This window comes from Bartonella krasnovii (assembly GCF_003606345.3).
Classification (GTDB): domain Bacteria; phylum Pseudomonadota; class Alphaproteobacteria; order Rhizobiales; family Rhizobiaceae; genus Bartonella; species Bartonella krasnovii.
Genome location: NZ_CP031844.2, coordinates 763,620 through 788,203, shown reverse-complemented (window position 1 = coordinate 788,203; position 24,584 = coordinate 763,620). Strand labels below are relative to the sequence as shown.

Below are 24,584 nucleotides of genomic sequence, written 5' to 3'. Positions count from 1 at the left end.
AAGAATACAAATTTTAAGGATATAAAAAGTTTGCATCTTTTCCATCTCCTTTTAATTCATCTTGATCTTGACGATTTTCAAAAGCATCCACAGCAAGATCTTATAATAAAGGCTGCACATTACTTCACACTTTTGTTTATCGTGTTCCTTAACGGGATTCATTCCTCACGAAGGGAGGGAATGCCCCAAACGGAATAATTTGTGTTGCCAATTCCAGACACTTGTTTTAATTGATTAAGGATAAAAAGATTTAAAGTGAAAAAATCTCACGCTATTAGAGTTTCTCATTCGATATGAGAAATATTGAATGGTCTTTTTAAATTAATTTATATTAAATAAAAAAGAAACTCAACGTTCTTATTATATCATTCTAATTATATTATTTAAATTCTGTACAAGGAATTGTAATTTTTTCCCAAAAAATAATATTTCACTTTATTCTACAAAAAATCCTCCTCCTAGAGCATAGACTATAATTGTTTTCGAGTTTTTGTGTACAAAGTATCTGTTGGACATCTTAGAGTTGTCAATATAATGTGATGCAGTCTAAAAAGACAAAATAACGTTGGAGATAATTTCAGCATGAAAAAAATTGAAGCCATTATAAAACCTTTCAAACTTGATGAAGTAAAAGAAGCGCTTCAAAAAATTGGACTACACGGTATTACAGTAACAGAAGCAAAAGGTTTTGGTCGTCAAAGGGAACATACAGAACTTTATCGTGGTACAAAATATGTTGTTGACTTTCTACCTAAAGTAAAGATTGAGATTGTTGTATCCGATGAAAAACTGGAACAAACTGTTGATGCAATACGCAAAGCAGCGCAAACAAAACATATAGGAGATGGAAAGATATTTGTTTTTTCCATTGATGATGCCATTCGTATAGGGACTGACGAAACTGGGATCGATGCTCTTTAATAAACAACAAAAAATTCACCTTTATCACTCTCAACGCCATATTAAGGAAATTGAATATGACAACCGCATCAGATATTATCAAACAGATTGCAGACAACGAAATCCGTTTTGTTGATTTACGTTTTACTGACCCACGAGGAAAATTGCATCACATTACAATGGATATCGCAGAGATCAGCGAGGATACCTTTAGTGATGGTGTTATGTTTGATGGTTCTTCAATTGCTGGTTGGAAAACAATTAATGAATCTGACATGGTTTTAATGCCTGATCCCAAAACAGCACATATTGATCCCTTTTTTGCTCAATCTACTTTGGTCATATTTTGTGATATCCTTGATCCTGTCTCTGGTGAGTTTTATCGTAGAGATCCTCGTTCTATCGCCAAAAGGGCTGAGGTTTATATGAAATCTTTAGGGATTGGAGATACAATCAATATAGGACCAGAAGCAGAGTTTTTTATCTTTGATGATGTGCGCTATAAAACAGATCCTTACAATACAGGATTTAAACTCGATTCAAGTGAACTTCCTTCCAATGATGATACGGAATATGAAACAGGCAATCTAGGACATCGCCCACGAATGAAGGGAGGCTATCTTCCTGTCCCACCGATTGATTCCTGCCAAGATATGCGTTCTGAAATGCTCACAGCACTTAAAGATATGGGCGTGCAGGTTGAAAAACACCATCATGAAGTAGCAGCGGCTCAACATGAATTGGGGATTCGTTTTGATACGCTTGTTCGCGAAGCTGATAAGATGCAAATTTTTAAATATGTCGTGCATCAAATAGCAAACAGTTATGGAAAAACAGCAACTTTTATGCCAAAGCCTATTTTTGGTGACAATGGCTCAGGAATGCATGTTCATATGTCCATTTGGAAAGATGGAAAACCTATTTTTGCGGGAAATGAATATGCCGGGCTCTCAGAAACTTGTTTATTTTTTATCGGTGGTGTTATTAAGCACGCAAAAGCAATTAATGCCTTTACCAATCCATCCACAAACTCCTATAAGCGTTTGGTTCCTGGTTATGAAGCTCCTGTCCTTCTTGCCTATTCGGCACGTAATCGTTCTGCATCTTGTCGTATTCCAATGAGTTCTTCGCCAAATTCAAAACGCGTAGAAGTTCGTTTTCCAGACCCAACAGCAAATCCCTATTTAGCATTTGCAGCCCTCTTAATGGCTGGTCTTGATGGCATAAAAAACAAAATTCACCCTGGACATGCTATGGATAAAGATCTTTATGATCTCCCCTTAAAAGAACTCAAAGAAATCCCTACCGTTTCAGGAAGTCTGCGTGAAGCACTTGAAGCGCTCGACAAAGATCGTGGCTTCCTTAAAGCTGGCGATGTTTTTGATGATGATCAGATTAATTCCTTTATTCAAGTAAAGATGCAAGAAGTCTTGCGTTACGAAACAACGCCTCATCCTGTTGAATTTGATATGTACTATTCTGTTTAAACAATAAATAGGAATTTTTTTAATTTTTAAAATGGAGGCAAAAGCCTCCATTTTTGTGGATATTCTCCGCATCACGAAGCATAAGTGGCTTTTTGCTTATCTACTTTTCCTCTATAATCATTTTGAATCTCTTCAAATTAATTAGCAGGGTTTCTAATGCCGAAAATTTGTTTTCTCGTTTCTATTCTTTTATGTATTGCCCTTATCCCATCAACGACTCTAGCACATACAGTTGGAAACCAAGAACTCATAACCCTTGAACTTGAAAAAGCAACATCTGCTTATAGTAAAGCACTTAAAAATGCCGATGCAGATGCTATTTTAAACGCTATTCCCCCCCAAATTATTAACAGCTTAACGGCTAAAAAAAATCTTAGTCAATCACAATTTCAACAAATCATGAAAAGACAAATCGAACAGTTGGCAGAAAATTACAAGATTGAAAGTATCCACATTGACCAAAAACAAAAACGTGAAGGTAAACTTGATAATGGCATTCCTTATTTTGTTATACCCATAGAGCTTGTAACCACAACAAATGCTAGAAAAAAATGCTCTATTCAAACTGAAATTATTGCCCTGCTTTATAATAACCAGTGGTATTTTATCCGAGGTAATGACGACGCAATCTTAAATGTAATCGACGAAGTATTCCCTGGACTTGAAAAAGTAAAAATCAATCCTTTAAAAATTACAAAAATACAATGATCGGAGAAAATATATAAATAAAAGATTTAACCTTATAAACAAGTTCTAACAATTGTAACAGCGGCATTAAATTCAATTTTTTTATGAGCACGGCGTACCATTGTCTCTTTATCCGTTCCCCATTGTTCCATCATCCAATCTTCATCTAAATGAGCAATAGACCAAGCATGATCCGCATCAATTTTTTCCGCAGCGACCGCAAGAGCAATAAGAGCAGATCCCGTTAAAGTTGTCATCACATGGAGTGCAGCAAGCATATAGGGGGATTCAACGCTGCGTAAATAATGGCTCACAGCTTGAAGTGCTTCTGGTGATTGTTCCACATGTATCAGCCCTTCTGTCAAGTAAAAGCGTGCTCCTAGTTTTTCTTCTGCCCAATCCAATAAAGGATCCCATTGTTTACATTGCCGTTGTACCAACTCTTTAGGAGTTTGTGCACGATAAAAAATCATATCACAAGCAACAAAACGCAATAAATCTTCAAAAACAGCCTGCATATCATCAGCAATACCATCAATAACAGTGTTAACAAGACGCGTCATCGGCATTGTTGCTGGATCAACAACGTTCTTTTGACTCTCAAATTCCTGAGCAATGAATTCAGCAAACACTTGCGTTGGCACAAGAAAATGACGCTTTGCAGGCGTTTTAACGGGACGTTCATCTAATAAGATCGTAAAGCCTCCCTCCTCACAAGCAATCTTCACTTCTCTATAAAATCGTTTTGGATGTGGTTGGCATGAAAGACTTTGACTCTTCTGGACAGAACTATTTTGATTCAAGGACCTATCAAAATGATTCAAAATTTCACGCATATTGTTTTACCTCTGATATTTCAAAAAACGACTTATTTTTAAAGCTCTATATATTGGATTTAAGGTTTAAATTGATTCCTTTCTCTATCTTACAAGAAGGGAAAAAAATTTATTAATCCAAACCGATTTTTCAATATATCCTTTATTTGAACAAACAAGACAATGCTCTTCTTCATATATACAGCAACAGTTGTTAGAATAGTTTTGTAAAATAATTTATTTTTCCTATACATTTCTTTTAGAAATATTGATTCGTAACAAAAGTTTGTTGCAACGGATCAAGGTTATCTTCAATTTGGCTTAGAGCATCTTAAGAAAGTAATATCGCTGATAATTGCATATATAGAAGCACTTGAAACATTAGATGATGACGCTTATTTGGCAGGAGCTAAAGATTATATCCAAAATAATCTTGGAAAGCCGCAAACTTCACAGTCAAGATTTAATTTTTCGACATCACACTATGTGCAGCGCGTTATTGGGGGATTAAATCGTTGAATTTCTTAAAAGGACGGTTATTCTTATTTACCTTTGCCATTCTCGCATTGTTTTCCATAAGTTGGTTATTATCTAAGAATTTGGTGAGCAATATACCAGTCATGCATGCGGTTGGACTGAGGTTGTTTGCCACTGCTGCCACCTTATGGGTGATAGCACTTTTTCGTGAGAAAGCTGTTTTCAGATCCCTCCCATTACTTTCTATGATACCTTCTTTTTTAATTCTATCGGTGTTAGGATTTTCGCTATATTTTGTCTGCAGTTTTGGTGCATTAAAATCACTCAAAGCCAGTGATTTAACCATGGTTTTAGCCACTATTCCAGGAATTACCTATATATTGGGAACACTGACGAATAGTCTTATGTTTTCATGGTTCAAGCTTATCGGTATGATCATTGTCAGTGTAGCGGCTATAGCATTTAATATAAACAGTGTAGAGGTGGGATATTACAGCCTAATAGGCATAGCTCTTGCTTTAACAGCAGCGCTTTCTTACTCTGCTTATGGCTTATTGTCTAAACGTTATCTTAAAAATTTACCTTTGCTCACCTCATTGGCTTGGATCACGACAATTTCTGCAGTGTCATTTATGCCATTATTCATTTTTGATCCTGCTCCACTCTTATATCTTAATTTAGAAGATATACTTAAGATATTGATTTTAGGAACTGTTTGTTCGGCACCCGTTTACGTATTGTACCAAAAAGTTTTAGCTGAGGGAGGCGTATTATATGCCAACACTATTGGCGTATTATCTCCTTTTGCAGTGGTTACGTGTGAATGGATCATCGGCTCGAGCCCTTCTCTCAATATGATCAAAATAATTGCCATGATAATGGCCGCTATAGGAATGACACTCTTATTTATAGATGCATCAAAGGTATCTGGATGGCAACAGAAACATCGTGCCAAAAATTCCAAATTTAATGAGGAAATAAAATGAAAAAACTCGCGTTAGTTTGCCAACGCAATGCAAAATTACCCTTTATATTTGAAGCAGCACAAACCGCTAATATCGAATTAGTCATGATCTATGATACCGCTGAAAGCACTCCTATTCAACTCCCCACAGCAGTTACTTCAACTTGGCAACTTCCTGTTTTTGATAACCCAGAAGCAGCTTTAGACACTTTTGCAACAGGTGTAAAAGAACGTAATATTGCTGGGGTTATGACCCTTCGCGAAGAAGCCATCCTATGGACAGCTTTGGCTGCAAAAAAAATCAATACTCCAAGTATTGAACCAGAAGTAGCAGCATTAACCCGCAACAAATATCTCATGCGTCAAGCTTTTGCTAAAGCAGGGCTTAGAACCCCAAGATTCTTTTATATAGATAATCCAGAAGACCTTTCACAAGCACATTCCTTGGAGTATCCGCTCGTTATTAAACCCGTCTCTGGATGGGCGAGTACAGGCGTAATGTTAGCTAAAAATTCCGCCGAACTTCCTGATCTCGTCAAAGCAGTATGGAATGTTCAGCATAAAGACATGGCACGTTTTAACGATACAAAGAAGCCTTTAGGCTTAGTAGTAGAACAATATTTGCCAGGAAAAGAGTTCGTCGTAGAATGCTTTGTTGATACAGCAGGTGTACATGTTCTAGCCGTTGGTGACAAAGGACAACCTGAAGGACCATGGTTTGAAGAAACAATTTATCGTCAACGCCGTGATATAGATGATCCTCTCGTTATTGCTTTATGTGAAGTTGCATGCTCTGGAGTAAAAGCTCTTGGTATAAATATGGGTGCTGCCCATGTAGAGCTACGCCTAGATGCCAATAACTTACCTTATATCATTGAGATCGGTGCTCGTATTGGTGGATCGGGTGTCTCCCATTTTATTGTGGAGCAAGGTACAGGAATTTCATTTGCAAAACTCTGTATGAATGCCGCTTTAGCTGAACCAAATCCAAACCTTCCTGATATACTCCCAGCTAAAAAAGTGGCTGCAAATTATATTATTCCTCTTTGTGGTCATGGGCGCTTTTGTGGATTTTCAGGTCTAGATAAAGTTGCACAACATCCTCAAACTGCTAGAACTATAATTTTCTTTGAAACCGATCATTTTTCACTACCTCCACCAGCATTTGGTGGATATCCTGGTTTTATTTTCTCTGTTCATGCCTCAGATCAAGAAGCACGCGATTACCACGAATGGCTTGATGACACCTTAAGAATCATATGGAAATCTTATATTTAAATAACCTGATAGAGATATTTCTACTTACTCTTAATGTCGATATGAATCTTATCAATACAAGCAAAAATCACAATGCACTTTCTTAAAATTTTGCAAAAGCCTTCTAGGAGATGTTGAATTTGATAGTAATAATTGATCCATAACTTTGCACACTCTCCCTCTAAAAGAGAGGTATTTACACACACTAACATGTTTTTAAAATGCTTCTTACAGTCTATAAAATGAAGTGGAAATATAAAGTTGTGCATTTTAAGCATCACCCTTCTTTGCTTAACAGCAAAAGCCCCCAACTAAAAATCAACACTCCTTCCTGTTATAGTTGATATTCACCTCCTTAAACAACGGTGTTTTACAGCACAATAGGATAACAAGTGGTGCTATTTAAAAGCTAACGAAGAATGCATCTCATATATTTGTAGTCAAAAAAAATACAAACAGATTTAGAGTTTCATTGACAAATTTTTTTAAAAGCATTTGGCCCCCTATCAACCAGATAAAAAATTTAAATCAAAGTAACCCTTTTATATTTATGAAAATACATGGATTATTTTTAAAAAAGATTTATTAAAAATGATAACGCAATCCACCAGAAAAACGAACGCCAGAAAAGCCTGCCTTGGTTAGCTTATGCTGATAGCTAAAATCACTGTAAAGTGTAACTTTAGAAGAAAGTTGTGCATTAATCCCCAAACCTGTTTCTAAAGAAGAACCAAAAGCCCCTAGCTGAAAAACATCTTTTAGATGAACAAATTGTTTTTCACCAAAATGATGGGCAAGATGAAGATTACCATTTAAAGAAATAATACGATCTTTTTCATATGCCGTAAATGTTTTACTTAAATACCCTCCAATACGCATCAACCATTGATCTGCTTTTTTCATCTCAACATCAATCCCATCAGTATCACGAAACTTATCAAATTGAAGATATTGATAAATAAACTGAATCTGTGGATCAAAAAGAAGACCTTTCTGTCCTATCATAAACACTTTACCAGCAGACAACGAAATGCTCAGAGGATTTGCTGTTAATGTCGCCGTCTTACCCCAAGAATGAGTAAGTACATCACCTTTAAACAAACCATAAGATAAAAGACCATCTCCATAAAAACCCGTATTGTGTTTCACACTACCGTATGCCGTAAATGTCCATTTATTAAACGGACTCTTTTGACTTTGTTCCACGTTACGAGGTTGTAAGGAAAGCTTTCCATAGGTTCCCATAATCCCAAAAGATATCGTACTATATGCCCTCTCTATTGTTTTGAGTAAAATATCTGTTTCTATAGCGTTATAATCAACATTCCCATCGTACCCATATTCAAGGAGGGACAAATCTGAGACATAACGATAACTCCCCCCATACCCATGAACAGATAAAGAAAAATTCTCTTCAACTTTTAATAACTTACCAGAAATAGACCGCGTAGCTTGCAACTGCTTTTGTTGATTACTGATATCCATAAGTCCAACATGAAACAAAGCATTTTGTAACAGAAGATAGGTTGGAACTTGTGGAACAACTTCTCTGATCTTTAACTCAGAATGAGGAATAACAGACATCCCTAAAGCAGGCTGAATATATTTACTTTCAAAACGAAAATCCCAAAAGTCCCCCTCTCCTTCAACCAATCTTTGAGAAGTTTGTGCTTGTCCAAGAGAAGAAGCTGGACCATAGCCATTAAGATAATATTGATAAGGCAAACCCTCTAATGCGATATAAGCACGATTTAACTGAAAAGAATCTTCTGCCGCTTTTCCAGAAACCTGAATAAGTGAAACACTATGAGCATTTTCACCTGTCGCTATTTCCCTCTGATCTTCTGCAATAAATTGCACATAAACTGTTGTTTTTCCAGAAACATCACCATGTATTAAAAGGCGATCAGTCTTTTTATTATTAAGCAACCCATCACGCCTGAGATAGGTATTAAGATAAATATCCGCACTATCTTGAGCACTATAAACTTCTTTCTCTCCCTTCCCAATATGAAGTGTCTGATATTCGTGAAACATTGGCGTTTCAAAAGCGATGAAACTATCCGAAAGTTTTACAAATGAAATAAATGAACTTGTAGGGTTTGAAACTTGCGAATCTATCTCTCTTCTTCTTGTCAAAAACCATTTTGATCCTCCTGTTAAATAAAGCTCAGCAATAGAATCATCGGCAACATAAGTCCCTCCTATCAATGAAGAAGAATCAGCCAAAATCGCTACAGTCCCCCCCTTTTCAGCTGTTAATAATAAGTCACCAAAAATTTTTGTACCCTCTGTTACTGCAATATAACTCCGACTATTATTATTATGAATAGCTGTTCCTGCAGGAACCTCAAAAACCGTTCTTTTCAAAAAAACAAGTCCCTGTTCGTACACATTAGTCTCCCCTCCCGTTTCAAAACGCATACCATGTTTGTTCCCTATTGCCTTAATAGTTGAATCTTCAATATTAACCCGCGAGATTAAAATATTTTCTCCCCTACCGACAGCAGATTGTGTGTTAAAATCTTGTCCAACTGTTAAAACATGCACATTCGTAGAAACAATATTCGTGTTTTTTAAATAAACAGAGCCTTGCTGTTTTACATTCAAAACTGTATACGCAGTTTTTTCATTTGTATTTTCTCTATCTTTTATTTTTTTACGTTTTGAAGTAATGGTAACACCATCTAAAATTGCACGCCCCCCTCTCTCTACATAAAGCGCAGCGGCATCATTCACATCAATAAATCCACCTTTCATCTGAATACCTGCATCAGCATTAATGAAAAGAGCACTCTCTTGACCAATACCCTGACCATCCACTTTAATTTTTGTATTCGTTAACGTAACAGATGCTCCTACTTTCTCTGCATAAGCAGCAACCTGAGAAGCCTCAATTGTTCCACGATTAACCTCAATTATTCCATGATCAGCTTTAAGACCTACTGACACATTTTTAAAAGCTGAATCGCTCAAGACAATTTTTCCCCCTCTTGATACAACAGCCCCATAAATATCTTCTACACCTGCAGTACCTTTAACCTCTATACGCATTGCCTGAATAACTGTATTTGGCTCCTGTACTCCTATAGCAGCAGGCAAAGTGAGAGAGCTTCCCTCCCCATTTTTTGGTTTAACAGGTACCGTGATCATATATATTTTATCACTAATTGTATGCTTTGCACCATCATTGCACTCATAAGGTAATTTGTTTTCGTCACATGACAGTGATACAAATGAACGAGAATGTACTTCAATATTTATGTTTAATAAAAAAGAAAAAATAACTGCCGTAAAAACACACGAATACAAGCGATTATTAGATACTTTGATTATCATTGCTTTTCAAAACTTTCTTTTTTGAACAAAAACAAAAAATGCTGGCAAAAATAAATACAATAAGAATAAAATGAACAAAATTATTTTATTATTTTTCTTATAAAAGGCAGTATCTAATAGTATGTTTTGTGTCTTATGTAAAGAAAGAACAAAAAATTTAAAAATATCATTGAAGATGAAAGTTTTTTAAGATCCATACCCAAAGTGCTAAGAGCTAAAACACAAAGCACCAGAAAATTGACCTCAAAAACGCGAAGAAATATGAATTTTAAAGAGATATAATATTCAATTTATCTCATTTATAAAAATAATAATACAACAAAATAAAAATAATTTTTAAAATTCAAATGATCAAAATATATTAATAAAAATATCACACAATGAGATACAGTAAAATTTATAACCGCATCATTTCTTCAATCACAACAAAAATCCAAGAAAACTTTTACTGAAATGTCAGCGAACGTACACAATTTCTACATTAAAGTTGCCAAATATCTAGAAAAAAATTAAATCAACAAATAAAAGTTTTCTTAATGCCGTATTATCAATAAGTTGAAAGAAACAATGAAATACTTTAGAAAATATGATTTAAAAAATATCATAAAATAAAAAGATATTTACATCAAAATTACTTTCATAAACATTTTTGATCTCCAGCTAAAAACTAAAATACAGTAAAACACTTACTCTCCTAGAGTTAAAAAACATCAAAACTAGTCTTATAAAAGTAATTTATATCAAATAAATTTCTAAATGGTTCCCCGATATTATCATCTGATAATAACACTATCACTAATCTCTGAACTGATGAATACCAAGACACTGGAGGTGAAAAAGAACTGTATTTTTCTTCTTCTCCCCTATAATGTTTTTATTTGATTATTGCTTTAAAAATGAATATTTTACTTTTTCAAAGCTTTTTTTATTTGCTGTCGCTTTTTATCATTCTCAAGCTGTAACATCAAATCTCGCTCTTGCTTTGTCGAATTAGTTACACCAAAAGTATCATTGTCCATAACCTGCTGATACCCTGCTATCATTAAATTGACTAAAAATGAATCACTTCGCGGCGCTGATGAAAAATAGATTCCCTTTGAATCTTGCAATTTGTAGTGATAACCTGCTTTAGTCATGCATTCATAAATTGTCGCAAACTCACTTGCACGCGAATCCATATTTTCAGAAGAAGCATAGATTGGTTTCCAACCACATTTTGATAGCGCTTGTTGGACCATAGACTTATTGACTCCTGGCTTTTCCCACAATGCCAGCGCCGATGGAGGAGGTTTGCTAACACATCCGGCAGAGTTTAATAAAACGATAGCACTTAATAATTTCAATACCTTTTTTATTTCCCCCTCCTTTAATATTTACAATAAAAAGGCTGATAAATCTGCCAATATTTTTTCTCATACGTAAGACAACTCTAGAAAGCATATAGACCACACATCGAAAAAGCAACCTCTTCCCCTCCTGCAAGAATAAGAAATATGAGGATACTGATTACAGCAGCCACAACTTAAGGCTGACATTCGGGTTGTTCTTTGTTCTCTTTACAATGAGGACTATTCAAACGCCTCTCTACACTTCGCTGAGGAATAACAGCACCAGGCTGACAAATGGGGAGATTTTCATATTTCTCACACCACTTTACCCTTCCCAATTTATCCTGAAAACCTGCTTGTATCATGCATGTATTGACAGACTCCTCTGCATTGAATTTCTCATCGGTGCTTACTTTTGTATCAAGACGACCATCCAGATGCTGCATTCCGCACTCCAACAGAGCTTTTTTGATCTCAAGTTGATCTGCACCAGACTTTTCCCATGTATCTACGGCCGTTCGAGAAGGCTGTTCTGGGTAACACCCAGCTATAACAAATAAGGCTATCCCGCTTAATAATTTTAAAATTTTCTTCATTTTCCTATCCTTGAATAATTTTGATATTACGAAACAATCTATAAACTAATTTATATGCTATTTTTTCATTTTCAAAATAATGATATATATTATAAATTTTTATTATCGTTTATTATTTCCAATAATTAGGACAGCTGACATTGTATCAAAAATACAGAAAATTACTACTAAAATCATATTCTAACAATGTTATGCTTAACAATTATTCTCAATGTTTTGATTACAATTGAAATAGATATTTTTATAAATGTTGTCCTACATTTGTAAACTCCATAGATAAATAGCCTTAAAGTGATTAGCTGAGAAAACAACCCCCACATGAGTATGGGAACACATGGCTGTGGGGATTGTACTTTCCACAAACAGCAAGATTTAAGGATAGCATTCATATTGTTCTGGATGTTTTTTACAAAACGGGCTGTTTAAGCGCCTCTTGACACTGCGCTGTGGAATGACTGCGCCTGGACGACAAATCGGCAAGTTTTCGGCTTTATGATTCTCACACCAAGTTCCTCCTCCTACTTTATCACGAAAACCAGCTTGAACCATGCAAGCATAAACTGTTGCTTTTTCATTATAGCTTAACTTTTGATTTTCTGGATCGACATCATAAGGGGTTGGTTTTCCGCATTCTAAAAATGCTTTTGCTACTTCAGTAAAATCTGCTCCTGGCTTTTCCCAAGCATCCAAAGATGATGTAGAAGGTGTACCTAAATAACATCCAGCCATACTCAATAGCCATATACTACCACTCAATAATTTTAGAGTTTGTTTCATTTCTTGCTCCTTGATTTACTTAAAGGCCTTTGTTCACGATGAGATGTGCCATAAAGCTTGTGGCACATATCATCCACACTCCCCAAACAAGTATGAACATTGCGAGGATCTGTGAACATTTTCCATGCTTCTTTCCAAGCGTTGCTGCCAGCAGGTGCTGTCTCGTAAGTATAATCATTGCCGCCAATCCATCGGCTGACAAAGTCATATTTATGCCCATCAAAACCAATAGTGGTTTGTTTGCCGTCTCTTAAATACCTTAATAGACCGGCTGCAGCCAAAACATTCGCCGCTGGTCCATGGAAACTCATCGTCGTATTCTCAGCTATCCCATGCACGCCTTCTTGTTTCAAAGAATTCATCATATTAAAATCTGTCAAACTGCCACGACTATGGGCATCAAAATGCAATCCTGTGTTACCATAGCGAAACATTAGATCTTTTGCTTCTTGTGTGGAGTTGGTCAGACCCCAAAAGTTATTTTCTAAAAACTTCTGATAACCTGCCACCAGAAGTTCTGAGATGGCAGAATCGGCCTCTGGGAACACAACAAAATAAAGCGGTGCATTTTGATCCTCCGCATGTTGCACGGCATACCCCGCGGCTTCATAGGGTGGCGTAAAGATACCATTAAAGGACACATGTACCTTGCCATCAGCACCTTCTTGCAAATGCTGCTTTTCTTCTTCCGTTAAATAATGAAACTTAGGTATTGGTTGTCCACGAGCGTCTTTGATATACTGTCCATTTTCATCTGTTTTATAGATTATATTGCCCTGTTCATCACGGTCAACCACAGCGAGAGGATGTTCTTTAAGAAACATGGTTTTATAGGACTCATCGCTGTATTTAAATCCTTCCTCCAGCAATTGTGTTGCCATTTCACGGTTTTCATGGACGATTTGTTCCAGCTTGGTGACATCGATGGGTGAGACACCCTTATGGGCTGTCGCAGTATCACGATTAAGGGAAGCAATGGTTTGGTCCCCATTTTGCCCCGTTAACACTTTCTGCCCTGCTTCATCGGTGATCACAATGGTACCATCACTGATGGCGGATTTGGTATAGCCTTCTTCTTCATCATGGGCTTTTGCATGATCTAAGATATTTTTGGCAATGTTTTTTCCAATACCATATTTGCCTTGATCCATCGGACCACCAGCAGAAATGCTTAAACCTTGACTGTTGGCTGTCGCTTCAGCACTGTTAGCAATATCACTCGTCGTAATGGTTCCGGTGGTCAGTTTGTTTTTGTCTGCTGGAGCAGTGCTGTCAATAATGCCTCCGGTCAGCGTTGTTTTGTCTTTCACGTTGATATCATAACCGCCATCACCCGTTTTAATACCTGATTGCTCCACAACACTGTGATAATCACTAGAGGTTTTATCTTTTTGGAAAGAGGCATTCATGGAACCTCCTCCTCCCGTTGCTCCACCACCAAAGCCAACATTCTCACTAAAGCACTTTGCGAATGATTTTGCGTTGTTAGGGTTGGCATTCAAGGGCGTTTTTATGTCTTTTACAATAAGGACTGTTTAAGCGCTTCTCAACACTTCGCTTCGGAATTACAGCACCAGGTCGACAAATCGGAAGGTTGTCTGATTTATGGTTCTCACACCATTCTTGTATGGTAAAGCTAGGACGAAAACCCGATTGCCCCAGACAAATTTCAATACTAGCGAATTGATTCAAATCTAGCGCTACAACCTTATCAAGGTCCGGTACTCCACATTCTAAAAGTATTTTCTGTCTCCATAATCTTGGAGAAAGCGAGGAAATTTGGTTAACACATCCAGCCGTGCTTAACAGAGCCATGCAACTCAATAGTTTTAAAGTTTTCTTCATTTTTCCCCTTCTCTAATGGGTTTCTTTACAATAAAAAGGCTTTAAAAGCCTGTTGATATTTTCTGTCACCGCCGTTTAAAATAACAACCCCACATGAGTATGGGAATACAGAATGTGGGGATTGTACTTTCCATCAAAAACAAAACTTAAGGTTTGCATTCAGGTTGTACTGGACTTCTTTTACAATAAGGGCTGTTTAAGCGCTTCTCGACACTGCGCTTGGGAATAACAGCACCAGGGCGACAAATCGGAAGGTTTTCCCTCCAATGATTCACACACCAAGATGGACCGCCATATCTGTCACGGAATCCGGCCTGCACCATACAAGCATAAATTGTTGCATTATCATTATTGCTAAGCTTTTGGTTTTCAGCCTCAAGATAATTAAGATGTGGCATGCCGCATTCTAAGAGAGCTTTTCCTACCTCGGTAAAGTCTGCTCCTGGCTTGATCCACCCATATACTTCCCCTGGAGGAGATTTGTCCATATCACATCCAGTGACCATTAACAAAATAAGTAAGCTTAATAAGTTAAATCGCATTTTCATTTTTTGTTCCTTGTTCTCGTGGAATAAACTTTTTTAAAATCAAATGAACCGTAATTAGTTTTACACTTAGGACTTGCATCACCATAACAATTATGGGTGCTAGGGTTAAAGCCCAAGAACGCTCCTCCCATCTCTCTCATTGGAAGAATTGACGGATGTAATAAATAATATGGTCTGAAAGGCACCCCATAAACTGTAGGAAAATTGTAACCAATCACCGTACTAATGGGGTCTAATATATGGCCTTGTGTGTAGACATAATTTTTTTCGCCATCACTTAAGTAATCTACTATATTGGCCATCGATTGCGTATGAGCAGCCGCTCCAAAAAGATAGAAGTCTGTTTTCTTGGCAATACCGTGGATACCTTGCTCTTGCAAGTTATTCGCTCCATTGCGTGTTGTTAAGGTACCACGGCTATGCGCACTCACAATAGCCCTATCATTACCATAACGAGTAATAAAATCTTGAAACTTCTTGGTTGAATTGCTCAGTCCCCAAGTATCACCTTCAAGAAACTTTTGATAGAACGCTATCCCTAACTCTACTTCCCAGTCGTTACCTTGGGGAAAGTAGGTAAAATAAAGGTGACCATTGTTATTAACAGCCATTTGCACAGCATTACGCGCGGCATCATCGGAGGAATTAAAAATACCATTGTAGAACATATAAACAGCGCCATCAGAGCCTTTTTGTAAATGTTTTTCTTCTTCCAATCAAATAATGAAATTGAAGGAACAATCCCGCACAAAGCATGAAAACACATGGCTGTGGGGATTGTTTCTATCAACAGCAAAACCTAGGGTTTGCATTCCGGTGCATTTTTATATTTTTTACAAAATGGGCTGTTTAAGCGCCTCTTGACACTGCGCTGTGGAATAACAGCGCCTGGACGACAAATCGGAAGGTTTTCTTCCTTAAACGTATAACACCAGTTCCCTCTCCCTTTATAGTGGAAACCTGATTGAATCATACAGGCATGAATTGTTGCTTTTGCATTAATGCTTATATTTTCGCTTTCTGGATCAACATCATAAGGGGTTGGCATACCACATTCTAACAATGCTTTTCCTATTTCAGTAAAGTCTGCACCAGGTTTCTCCCACATACTCAAGTACCCCGGAGGAGGCTTATCGATATTACATCCCGCTATACTAGCCAAAACCATACCACTTAATAATTTCAAGATTTTCTTCATTTTTTTCTTCCTGAATAAATTGAATAAATGGGTGTACGATTAGGTGGACCATAAAGCGATGTGCACTCATAACCTGCACTACCATAACAAGCATGAACACTGGGGTAACCCTTAAATATTTGAAATCTCTCTTTCCAAGGACCACTTCCAGGGGGGATTTTCTCAAAGGTATAAGGATTTTTGCCAATCTTCACACCAACAAAGTCATATTTATGATTTTCCAAATTGACATAATCCTGCTTGCCATCACTTAAGATATATAACGTATCTGCCATATCTTGAGTATTAAAAGCTGGTCCAAAGAAATTAATCGTTGTTTCCTTTGCTATACCGTGAATACCATGCTTTGCTAAATTATACGATCCATTGCCCGCTGTCATGGTCCCACGGCTATGGCCATAAAGTTCTAACCCTGTAAGTCCATAACCATACATCAGAGCTTTTGCTGTTTGTGTGGAATTGGTCAAACCCCAAAAGTTATTTTCTAAAAACTTCTGATATCCTGCCACCAGAAGTTCTGAAATAGCAGAATCGGCTTCTGGGAATACAACAAAATAAAGCGGATTATTTTTATCCTCCGCATGTTGCTCTGCATAAACAGCCGCCTCCTCTGGTGGAGTAAAAATGCCATTAAAGGACACATGCACCTTGCCATCAGCACCTTCTTGCAAATGCTGCTTTTCTTCTTCCAGTATTCATAGAAATTGGAGGAACAATCCCCATAGATATGGGAATACAGAATGTGGGGATTGAAGCTTCCAAAAACAGCAAAACCTAGGGTTTGCATTCCGGTGCATTTTTATATTTTTTACAAAACGGGCTGTTTAAGCGCCTCTTGACACTGCGCTGTGGAATGACTGCGCCTGGACGACAAATCGGCAAGTTTTCGGCTTTATGATTCTCACACCAAGTTCCTCCTCCTACTTTATCACGAAAACCAGCTTGAACCATGCAAGCATAAACTGTTGCTTTTTCATTATAGCTTAACTTTTGATTTTCTGGATCGACATCATAAGGGGTTGGTTTTCCGCATTCTAAAAATGCTTTTGCTACTTCAGTAAAATCTGCTCCTGGCTTTTCCCAAGCATCCAAAGATGATGTAGAAGGTGTACCTAAATAACATCCAGCCATACTCAATAGCCATATACTACCACTCAATAATTTTAGAGTTTGTTTCATTTCTTGCTCCTTGATTTACTTAAAGGCCTTTGTTCACGATGAGATGTGCCATAAAGCTTGTGGCACATATCATCCACACTCCCCAAACAAGTATGAACATTGCGAGGATCTGTGAACATTTTCCATGCTTCTTTCCAAGCGTTACTACCAGCAGGTGCTGTCTCGTAAGTATAGCCATTGCCGCCAATCATTCTGCTGACAAAGTCATATTTATGCCCATCAAAACCAATAGTGGTTTGTTTGCCGTCTCTCAAATACCTTAATAGATCAACTGCAGACAAAACATTAAAGGCTGGTCCATAGAAATTGATATCCGTGTTTTCATTCGCTATTCCATGCACACCTTCTTGTTTGAAAGAATTCAGCATATTCCCCAATGTCATGGTCCCACGGCTATGGCCATAAAGTTCTAACCCTGTAAGTCCATAACCATACATCAGAGCTTTTGCTGTTTGTGTGGAATTGGTCAAACCCCAAAAGTTATTTTCTAAAAACTTTTGATATCCCGCCACCAGAAGTTCTGAAATGGCAGAATCGGCTTCTGGGAATACAACAAAATAAAGCGGATTATTTTTATCCTTCGCATGTTGCTCTGCATAAACAGCCGCCTCCTCTGGTGGAGTAAAGATGCCATTAAAGGACACATGCACCTTGCCATCAGCACCTTCTTGCAAATGCTGCTTTTCTTCTTCCGTTAAATAATGAAACTTAGGGATTTTTTGTCCACGAGCGTCTCTTATAGGTACCCCATTTGCATCTGTTTTATAGATTATATTGCCCTGTTCATCACGGTCAACCACAGCGAGAGGATGTTCTTTAAGAAACATGGTTTTATAGGACTCATCGCTGTATTTAAATCCTTCTTCTAAGAGTTGTGTTGCCATTTCACGGTTTTCATGGACGATTTGTTCCAGCTTGCCTACATCGATGGGTGAGACACCCTTATGGGCTGTCACAGTATCACGATTAAGGGAAGCAATGGCTTGTTCCCCATTTTGCCCCGTTAACACTTTCTGCCCTGCTTCATCGGTGATCACAATGGTGCCATCACTGATGGCGGATTTGGTATAGCCTTCCTCTTCATCATGGGCTTTTGCATGATCTAAGATATTTTTGGCAATGTTTTTTCCAATACCATATTTGCCTTGATCCATCGGACCACCAGCAGAAATGCTTAAACCTTGACTGTTGGCTGTCGCTTCAGCACTGTTAGCAATATCACTCGTCGTAATGGTTCCGGTGATCAGTTTGTTTTTGTCTGCTGGAGCAGTGCTGTCAATAATGCCCCCGGTCAGCGTTGTTTTGTCTTTCACGTTGATCTCAAAGCCGCCTGTCCCTGCTTTAATGCCTGATTGTTCCACAACACTATGATAATCACTAGAAGTTTTATCCTTGTTAAAGGCAATATTGGTTGAGGCTGCATCCTGTTTTCCACCATTAAAGCCAATGGAAACAGAGTTTTGCTTGCTAGAACTTTTTCCGGTATCGCTCTGGCCGGTAATGGTGAGATCACCACCAACACCCATCTCTATACGGTTTGCAGAAACCACGGCGCCATTCAATGTGGTGTTTTGCCCACTGTTGGTTTGAATAGTACCCGTACCAATCACATGGCTGTTCTTGTGGTGTACTTGTTCACTGGAACCTTTTCCTTTCCCAAAAGAAGCATTCCCCATCCACCCTGTACCACCCGTGCCATAGGTATAGCCAACATTCATGGAAGCACTTTGCGAATGATTTTGCGTTGTTAGGGTTGGCATTCAAGGGCGTTTTTATGTCTTTTACAATAAGGGCTCTTTAAGCGTCTCTCAACACTGCGCTGAGGCATGAGAGCACCAGGACGACATATGGGAAGGTTGTCTGATTTATGGTTCTCACACCATTCTTGTATGGTAAAGCTAGGACGAAAACCCGATTGCCCCAGACAAATTTCAATACTAGCGAATTGATTCAAATCTAGCGCTACAACCTTATCAAGGTCCGGTACTCCACATTCTAAAAGTATTTTCTGTCTCCATAATCTTGGAGAAAGCGAGGAAATTTGGTTAACACATCCAGCCGTGCTTAACAGAGCCATGCAACTCAATAGTTTTAAAGTTTTCTTCATTTTTCCCCTTCTCTAATGGGTTTCTTTACAATAAAAAGGCTTTAAAAGCCTGTTGATATTTTCTGTCACCGCCGTTTAAAATAACAACCCCACATGAGTATGGGAATACAGAATGTGGGGATTGTACTTTCCATCAAAAACAAAACTTAAGGTTTACATTCAGGTTGTACTGGACTTCTTTTACAATAAGGGCTGTTTAAGCGCTTCTCGACACTGCGCTTGGGAATAACAGCACCAGGGCGACAAATCGGAAGGTTTTTATAATTATAGCACCAATATGGACCACCTGATTTTTTACGGAATCCTGCTTGAACCATACAAGCATAAATTGTTGCTATTTCATTATTGTTGAGCTTTTGGTTTTCAGCCTCAAGATAATTAAGATGCGGCATACCACATTCTAGCAAGGCTTTTCCTACCTCAGTAAAGTCTGCTCCTGGCTTCTCCCACACTGCCACTTCTCCTCGAGGAGGCTTGTCAATATTTTCAATATCACATCCAGTGACCATTAACAAAATAAGTAAGCTTAATAAGTTAAATCGTATTTTCATTTTTTGTTCCCTGTTCTCGTGGAATAAACTTTTTTAAAATCAAATGAACCGTAATTATCTTTACACTCATAGCTTGCATCACCATAACAATTATGGGTGCTAGGGTTAAAGCCCAAGAACGCTCCTCCCATCTCTCTCATTGGAAGAATTGACGGATGTAATAAATAATATGGTCTGAAAGGCACCCCATAAACTGTAGGAAAATTGTAACCAATCACCGTACTAATGGGGTCTAATATATGGCCTTGTGTGTAGACATAATTTTTTTCGCCATCACTTAAGTAATCTACTATATTGGCCATCGATTGCGTATGAGCAGCCGCTCCAAAAAGATAGAAGTCTGTTTTCTTGGCAATACCGTGGATACCTTGCTCTTGCAAGTTATTCGCTCCATTGCGTGTTGTTAAGGTACCACGGCTATGCGCACTCACAATAGCCCTATCATTACCATAACGAGTAATAAAATCTTGAAACTTCTTGGTTGAATTGCTCAGTCCCCAAGTATCACCTTCAAGAAACTTTTGATAGAACGCTATCCCTAACTCTACTTCCCAGTCGTTACCTTGGGGAAAGTAGGTAAAATAAAGGTGACCATTGTTATTAACAGCCATTTGCACAGCATTACGCGCGGCATCATCGGAGGAATTAAAAATGACATTGTAAAACATATGAACCTCGCCATCAGAGCCTTTTTGTAAATGTTTTTCTTCTTCCAATCAAATAATGAAAGTGAAGGAACAATCCCGCACAAAGCATGAAAACACATGGCTGTGGGGATTGTTTCTATCAACAGCAAAACCTAGGGTTTGCATTCCGGTGCATTTTTATATTTTTTACAAAACGGGCTGTTTAAGCGCTTCTTGACACTTCGCTTGGGAATAACAGCGCCTGGACGACAAATAGGAAGGTTTTCTTCCTTAAACGTATAACACCAATATGGTCCTCCCCATTTGTAATGAAACCCTGATTGTATCATGCAAGCATCAATGGATGCCTCTGCATTGATGCTTAACTTTTTATTTTCTGGGAAAACATCGTAAGGCGTCGGCATGCCACATTCTAACAATGCTTTTCCTACCTCAGTAAAGTCTGCACCAGGCTTTTCCCAAGCACTCAAAACTCCTGGAGCAGGCTTATCGATATTACATCCCGCTATACTAGACAAAACCATACCACTTAATAATTTCAAGATTTTCTTCATTTTTTTCTTCCTGAATAAATTGAATAAATGGGTGTACGATTAGGTGAACCATAAGCCTGTCGACATATTGGACTCGCATTACCATAACAAGCATGAACACTGGGGTAGCCCTTAAATATTTGAAATCTCTCTTTCCAAGGACCACTTCCAGGAGGAATTTTCTCAAAGGTATAAGGATTTTTGCCAATCTTGACACCAACAAAGTCATATTTATGATTTTCCAAATTGACATAATCCTGCTTGCCATCACTTAAGATATATAACGTATCTGCCATATCTTGAGTATTAAAAGCTGGTCCAAAGAAATTAATCGTTGTTTCCTTTGCTATACCGTGAATACCATGCTTTGCTAAATTATACGATCCATTGCCCGCTGTCATGGTCCCACGGCTATGGCCATAAAGTTCTAACCCTGTAAGTCCATAACCATACATCAGAGCTTTTGCTGTTTGTGTGGAATTGGTCAAACCCCAAAAGTTATTTTCTAAAAACTTCTGATATCCTGCCACCAGAAGTTCTGAAATAGCAGAATCGGCTTCTGGGAATACAACAAAATAAAGCGGATTATTTTTATCCTCCGCATGTTGCTCTGCATAAACAGCCGCCTCCTCTGGTGGAGTAAAAATGCCATTAAAGGACACATGCACCTTGCCATCAGCACCTTCTTGCAAATGCTGCTTTTCTTCTTCCAGTATTCATAGAAATTGGAGGAACAATCCCCATAGATATGGGAATACAGAATGTGGGGATTGAAGCTTCCAAAAACAGCAAAACTTAAGGTTGGCATTTACGGCTATTTTTATATTTTTTACAAAACGGGCTGTTTAAGCGCCTCTTGACACTGCGCTGTGGAATGACTGCGCCTGGACGACAAATCGGCAAGTTTTCGGCTTTATGAGTTTCACACCAAGTTGGATCACCATATCGGTCACGAAAACCAGATTGAAGCATGCAAGCTTCAATGGTTGCTATTGCATTATAGCTAAGCTTTCTGCTTTCTGGATCGCGATCATAAGGGGTTGGCATGCCACATTCCAACAAAGCTTTTCCTACTTCAGTAAAATCTGCTCCGGGCTTTACCCACATGTATACTTCCCCTGGAGGAGGTTTATTAAATTGGCATCCAGTTATGATTAACAAAATTGCAGTGCTTAATAATTTTAGCGTTTGTTTCATTTTTTACTCCTTGATTTACTTAAAGGTCTTTGTTCTCGATGAGATGTGCCATAAAGCTTTTGGCATTTGTAACTCGCGTCTCCCAGGCAAGTATGAACATTATAGGGATCTGTGAACATTTTCCATGCTTCTTTCCAAGCGTTGCTGCCAGCAGGTGCTGTCTCGTAAGTATAGCCATTGCCGCCAATAATTCTGCTGACAAAGTCATATCTATGCCCATCAAAGCCAACTGTGGTTTGTTTGCCATCACTCACATAACTTATAAGACCGGCTGCAGACAAAACATTAAAGGCTGGTCCATAGAAATTGATATCCGTGTTTTCATTCGCTATTCCATGCACACCTTCTTGTTTGAAAGAATTCAGCATATTCCCCAATGTCATGGTCCCACGGCTATGGCCATAAAGTTCTAACCCTGTAAGTCCATAACCATACATCAGAGCTTTTGCTGTTTGTGTGGAATTGGTCAAACCCCAAAAGTTATTTTCTAAAAACTTTTGATATCCCGCCACCAGAAGTTCTGAAATGGCAGAATCGGCTTCTGGGAATACAACAAAATAAAGCGGATTATTTTTATCCTTCGCATGTTGCTCTGCATAAACAGCCGCCTCCTCTGGTGGAGTAAAGATGCCATTAAAGGACACATGCACCTTGCCATCAGCACCTTCTTGCAAATGCTGCTTTTCTTCTTCCGTTAAATAATGAAACTTAGGGATTTTTTGTCCACGAGCGTCTCTTATAGGTACCCCATTTGCATCTGTTTTATAGATTATATTGCCCTGTTCATCACGGTCAACCACAGCGAGAGGATGTTCTTTAAGAAACATGGTTTTATAGGACTCATCGCTGTATTTAAATCCTTCTTCTAAGAGTTGTGTTGCCATTTCACGGTTTTCATGGACGATTTGTTCCAGCTTGCCTACATCGATGGGTGAGACACCCTTATGGGCTGTCACAGTATCACGATTAAGGGAAGCAATGGCTTGTTCCCCATTTTGCCCCGTTAACACTTTCTGCCCTGCTTCATCGGTGATCACAATGGTGCCATCACTGATGGCGGATTTGGTATAGCCTTCCTCTTCATCATGGGCTTTTGCATGATCTAAGATATTTTTGGCAATGTTTTTTCCAATACCATATTTGCCTTGATCCATCGGACCACCAGCAGAAATGCTTAAACCTTGACTGTTGGCTGTCGCTTCAGCACTGTTAGCAATATCACTCGTCGTAATGGTTCCGGTGATCAGTTTGTTTTTGTCTGCTGGAGCAGTGCTGTCAATAATGCCCCCGGTCAGCGTTGTTTTGTCTTTCACGTTGATCTCAAAGCCGCCTGTCCCTGCTTTAATGCCTGATTGTTCCACAACACTATGATAATCACTAGAAGTTTTATCCTTGTTAAAGGCAATATTGGTTGAGGCTGCATCCTGTTTTCCACCATTAAAGCCAATGGAAACAGAGTTTTGCTTGCTAGAACTTTTTCCGGTATCGCTCTGGCCGGTAATGGTGAGATCACCACCAACACCCATCTCTATACGGTTTGCAGAAACCACGGCGCCATTCAATGTGGTGTTTTGCCCACTGTTGGTTTGAATAGTACCCGTACCAATCACATGGCTGTTCTTGTGGTGTACTTGTTCACTGGAACCTTTTCCTTTCCCAAAAGAAGCATTCCCCATCCACCCTGTACCACCCGTGCCATAGGTATAGCCAACATTCATGGAAGCACTTTGCGAATGATTTTGCGTTGTTAGGGTTGGCATTCAAGGGCGTTTTTATGTCTTTTACAATAAGGGCTCTTTAAGCGTCTCTCAACACTGCGCTGAGGCATGAGAGCACCAGGACGACATATGGGAAGGTTGTCTGATTTATGGTTCTCACACCATTCTTGTATGGTAAAGCTAGGACGAAAACCCGATTGCCCCAGACAAATTTCAATACTAGCGAATTGATTCAAATCTAGCGCTACAACCTTATCAAGGTCCGGTACTCCACATTCTAAAAGTATTTTCTGTCTCCATAATCTTGGAGAAAGCGAGGAAATTTGGTTAACACATCCAGCCGTGCTTAACAGAGCCATGCAACTCAATAGTTTTAAAGTTTTCTTCATTTTTCCCCTTCTCTAATGGGTTTCTTTACAATAAAAAGGCTTTAA

26 protein-coding genes are annotated in these 24,584 nt (G+C 38.3%); 5 read left to right on the top strand and 21 right to left on the bottom strand.

Annotated features, from left to right (window positions below; all coding sequences use genetic code 11):
- The first annotated feature begins 582 nt into the window (after window positions 1–582).
- From D1092_RS03225 to D1092_RS03215, 3 genes are all read left to right on the top strand, one after another.
- Entirely contained in the window at window positions 583–921 is a 339-nt protein-coding gene (locus D1092_RS03225; RefSeq protein ID WP_015856528.1) for a P-II family nitrogen regulator, read from the top strand.
- A 56-nt stretch (window positions 922–977) separates the two neighbouring features.
- Window positions 978–2,387 (top strand): type I glutamate--ammonia ligase, encoded by a 1,410-nt coding sequence (gene glnA / locus D1092_RS03220; RefSeq protein WP_120122156.1) that lies wholly within the window; start codon window positions 978–980, stop codon window positions 2,385–2,387.
- A 156-nt stretch (window positions 2,388–2,543) separates the two neighbouring features.
- A complete protein-coding gene (locus D1092_RS03215) occupies window positions 2,544–3,095 on the top strand; it encodes a hypothetical protein (RefSeq protein ID WP_120122155.1) in 552 nt (183 codons plus the stop codon).
- A gap of 32 nt (window positions 3,096–3,127) precedes the next feature.
- Here the strand turns inward: D1092_RS03215 and D1092_RS03210 are convergent, their stop codons facing one another.
- Window positions 3,128–3,910 carry an ATP12 family chaperone protein gene (locus D1092_RS03210; protein ID WP_120122154.1) on the bottom strand — a complete coding sequence of 261 codons (783 nt, stop codon included), beginning with the start codon at window positions 3,908–3,910 and terminating at the stop codon, window positions 3,128–3,130.
- Between the two features lie 581 nt (window positions 3,911–4,491).
- Here D1092_RS03210 and D1092_RS03200 point away from each other — a divergent pair.
- Both D1092_RS03200 and D1092_RS03195 read left to right on the top strand, forming a co-directional pair.
- Window positions 4,492–5,352: a DMT family transporter gene (locus D1092_RS03200; RefSeq protein ID WP_241436485.1), complete on the top strand. Its 861-nt coding sequence runs from the start codon at window positions 4,492–4,494 to the stop codon at window positions 5,350–5,352.
- Window positions 5,349–6,608, top strand: coding sequence for an ATP-grasp domain-containing protein (locus D1092_RS03195; RefSeq protein ID WP_120122152.1), 1,260 nt, complete (start codon window positions 5,349–5,351; stop codon window positions 6,606–6,608). The genes D1092_RS03200 and D1092_RS03195 overlap by 4 nt, the downstream gene beginning before the upstream one ends.
- A gap of 564 nt (window positions 6,609–7,172) precedes the next feature.
- On the opposite strand, the gene D1092_RS03190 is transcribed toward D1092_RS03195, so the two are convergent.
- The 20 genes from D1092_RS03190 to D1092_RS03095 form a co-directional block, all read right to left on the bottom strand.
- Window positions 7,173–9,926, bottom strand: a complete 2,754-nt coding sequence (locus D1092_RS03190; RefSeq protein WP_120122150.1) for an autotransporter outer membrane beta-barrel domain-containing protein — start codon at window positions 9,924–9,926, stop codon at window positions 7,173–7,175.
- Between the two features lie 905 nt (window positions 9,927–10,831).
- Window positions 10,832–11,281 (bottom strand): hypothetical protein, encoded by a 450-nt coding sequence (locus D1092_RS03185; RefSeq protein WP_120122149.1) that lies wholly within the window; start codon window positions 11,279–11,281, stop codon window positions 10,832–10,834.
- A gap of 167 nt (window positions 11,282–11,448) precedes the next feature.
- Window positions 11,449–11,850 (bottom strand): hypothetical protein, encoded by a 402-nt coding sequence (locus D1092_RS03180; protein WP_120122148.1) that lies wholly within the window; start codon window positions 11,848–11,850, stop codon window positions 11,449–11,451.
- 372 nt (window positions 11,851–12,222) lie between these two features.
- Window positions 12,223–12,627: a hypothetical protein gene (locus D1092_RS03175; protein WP_120122147.1), complete on the bottom strand. Its 405-nt coding sequence runs from the start codon at window positions 12,625–12,627 to the stop codon at window positions 12,223–12,225.
- Window positions 12,624–14,129 (bottom strand): filamentous hemagglutinin, encoded by a 1,506-nt coding sequence (locus D1092_RS03170; RefSeq protein ID WP_479385952.1) that lies wholly within the window; start codon window positions 14,127–14,129, stop codon window positions 12,624–12,626. The genes D1092_RS03175 and D1092_RS03170 overlap by 4 nt, the downstream gene beginning before the upstream one ends.
- On the bottom strand, window positions 14,113–14,472 hold the full coding sequence (locus D1092_RS03165; protein ID WP_120122145.1) for a hypothetical protein: 360 nt from the start codon (window positions 14,470–14,472) through the stop codon (window positions 14,113–14,115). The genes D1092_RS03170 and D1092_RS03165 overlap by 17 nt, the downstream gene beginning before the upstream one ends.
- Before the next feature lie 146 nt (window positions 14,473–14,618).
- Window positions 14,619–15,020: a hypothetical protein gene (locus D1092_RS03160; protein ID WP_120122144.1), complete on the bottom strand. Its 402-nt coding sequence runs from the start codon at window positions 15,018–15,020 to the stop codon at window positions 14,619–14,621.
- On the bottom strand, window positions 15,017–15,736 hold the full coding sequence (locus D1092_RS03155) for a hypothetical protein (RefSeq protein WP_241441132.1): 720 nt from the start codon (window positions 15,734–15,736) through the stop codon (window positions 15,017–15,019). The genes D1092_RS03160 and D1092_RS03155 overlap by 4 nt, the downstream gene beginning before the upstream one ends.
- A gap of 83 nt (window positions 15,737–15,819) precedes the next feature.
- Window positions 15,820–16,218, bottom strand: coding sequence for a hypothetical protein (locus D1092_RS03150; protein ID WP_120122142.1), 399 nt, complete (start codon window positions 16,216–16,218; stop codon window positions 15,820–15,822).
- Entirely contained in the window at window positions 16,215–16,889 is a 675-nt protein-coding gene (locus D1092_RS03145) for a filamentous hemagglutinin (RefSeq protein WP_241439735.1), read from the bottom strand. Before D1092_RS03145 ends, D1092_RS03150 begins: the two co-directional genes overlap by 4 nt.
- A gap of 103 nt (window positions 16,890–16,992) precedes the next feature.
- Complete coding sequence (locus D1092_RS03140; RefSeq protein WP_120122438.1) at window positions 16,993–17,397, bottom strand: hypothetical protein; 405 nt, start codon at window positions 17,395–17,397, stop codon at window positions 16,993–16,995.
- Entirely contained in the window at window positions 17,394–19,157 is a 1,764-nt protein-coding gene (locus D1092_RS03135; RefSeq protein ID WP_148255603.1) for a hemagglutinin repeat-containing protein, read from the bottom strand. The genes D1092_RS03140 and D1092_RS03135 overlap by 4 nt, the downstream gene beginning before the upstream one ends.
- Window positions 19,145–19,504, bottom strand: coding sequence for a hypothetical protein (locus tag D1092_RS03130; RefSeq protein ID WP_120122141.1), 360 nt, complete (start codon window positions 19,502–19,504; stop codon window positions 19,145–19,147). Before D1092_RS03130 ends, D1092_RS03135 begins: the two co-directional genes overlap by 13 nt.
- 146 nt (window positions 19,505–19,650) lie before the next feature.
- The gene (locus tag D1092_RS03125) at window positions 19,651–20,055 is read right to left on the bottom strand and encodes a hypothetical protein (RefSeq protein ID WP_120122140.1); all 405 of its coding nucleotides are present in this window, start codon (window positions 20,053–20,055) and stop codon (window positions 19,651–19,653) included.
- Window positions 20,052–20,723 carry a hypothetical protein gene (locus D1092_RS03120; protein WP_148255706.1) on the bottom strand — a complete coding sequence of 224 codons (672 nt, stop codon included), beginning with the start codon at window positions 20,721–20,723 and terminating at the stop codon, window positions 20,052–20,054. The genes D1092_RS03125 and D1092_RS03120 overlap by 4 nt, the downstream gene beginning before the upstream one ends.
- 131 nt (window positions 20,724–20,854) lie before the next feature.
- Complete coding sequence (locus D1092_RS03115) at window positions 20,855–21,256, bottom strand: hypothetical protein (RefSeq protein WP_120122139.1); 402 nt, start codon at window positions 21,254–21,256, stop codon at window positions 20,855–20,857.
- On the bottom strand, window positions 21,253–21,927 hold the full coding sequence (locus tag D1092_RS03110) for a filamentous hemagglutinin (RefSeq protein WP_241440215.1): 675 nt from the start codon (window positions 21,925–21,927) through the stop codon (window positions 21,253–21,255). The genes D1092_RS03115 and D1092_RS03110 overlap by 4 nt, the downstream gene beginning before the upstream one ends.
- Before the next feature lie 103 nt (window positions 21,928–22,030).
- The gene (locus D1092_RS03105; RefSeq protein WP_120122137.1) at window positions 22,031–22,432 is read right to left on the bottom strand and encodes a hypothetical protein; all 402 of its coding nucleotides are present in this window, start codon (window positions 22,430–22,432) and stop codon (window positions 22,031–22,033) included.
- A complete protein-coding gene (locus D1092_RS03100; protein ID WP_148255602.1) occupies window positions 22,429–24,192 on the bottom strand; it encodes a hemagglutinin repeat-containing protein in 1,764 nt (587 codons plus the stop codon). The genes D1092_RS03105 and D1092_RS03100 overlap by 4 nt, the downstream gene beginning before the upstream one ends.
- Complete coding sequence (locus tag D1092_RS03095) at window positions 24,180–24,539, bottom strand: hypothetical protein (protein ID WP_120122141.1); 360 nt, start codon at window positions 24,537–24,539, stop codon at window positions 24,180–24,182. Before D1092_RS03095 ends, D1092_RS03100 begins: the two co-directional genes overlap by 13 nt.
- Between the last annotated feature and the right edge of the window lie 45 nt (window positions 24,540–24,584).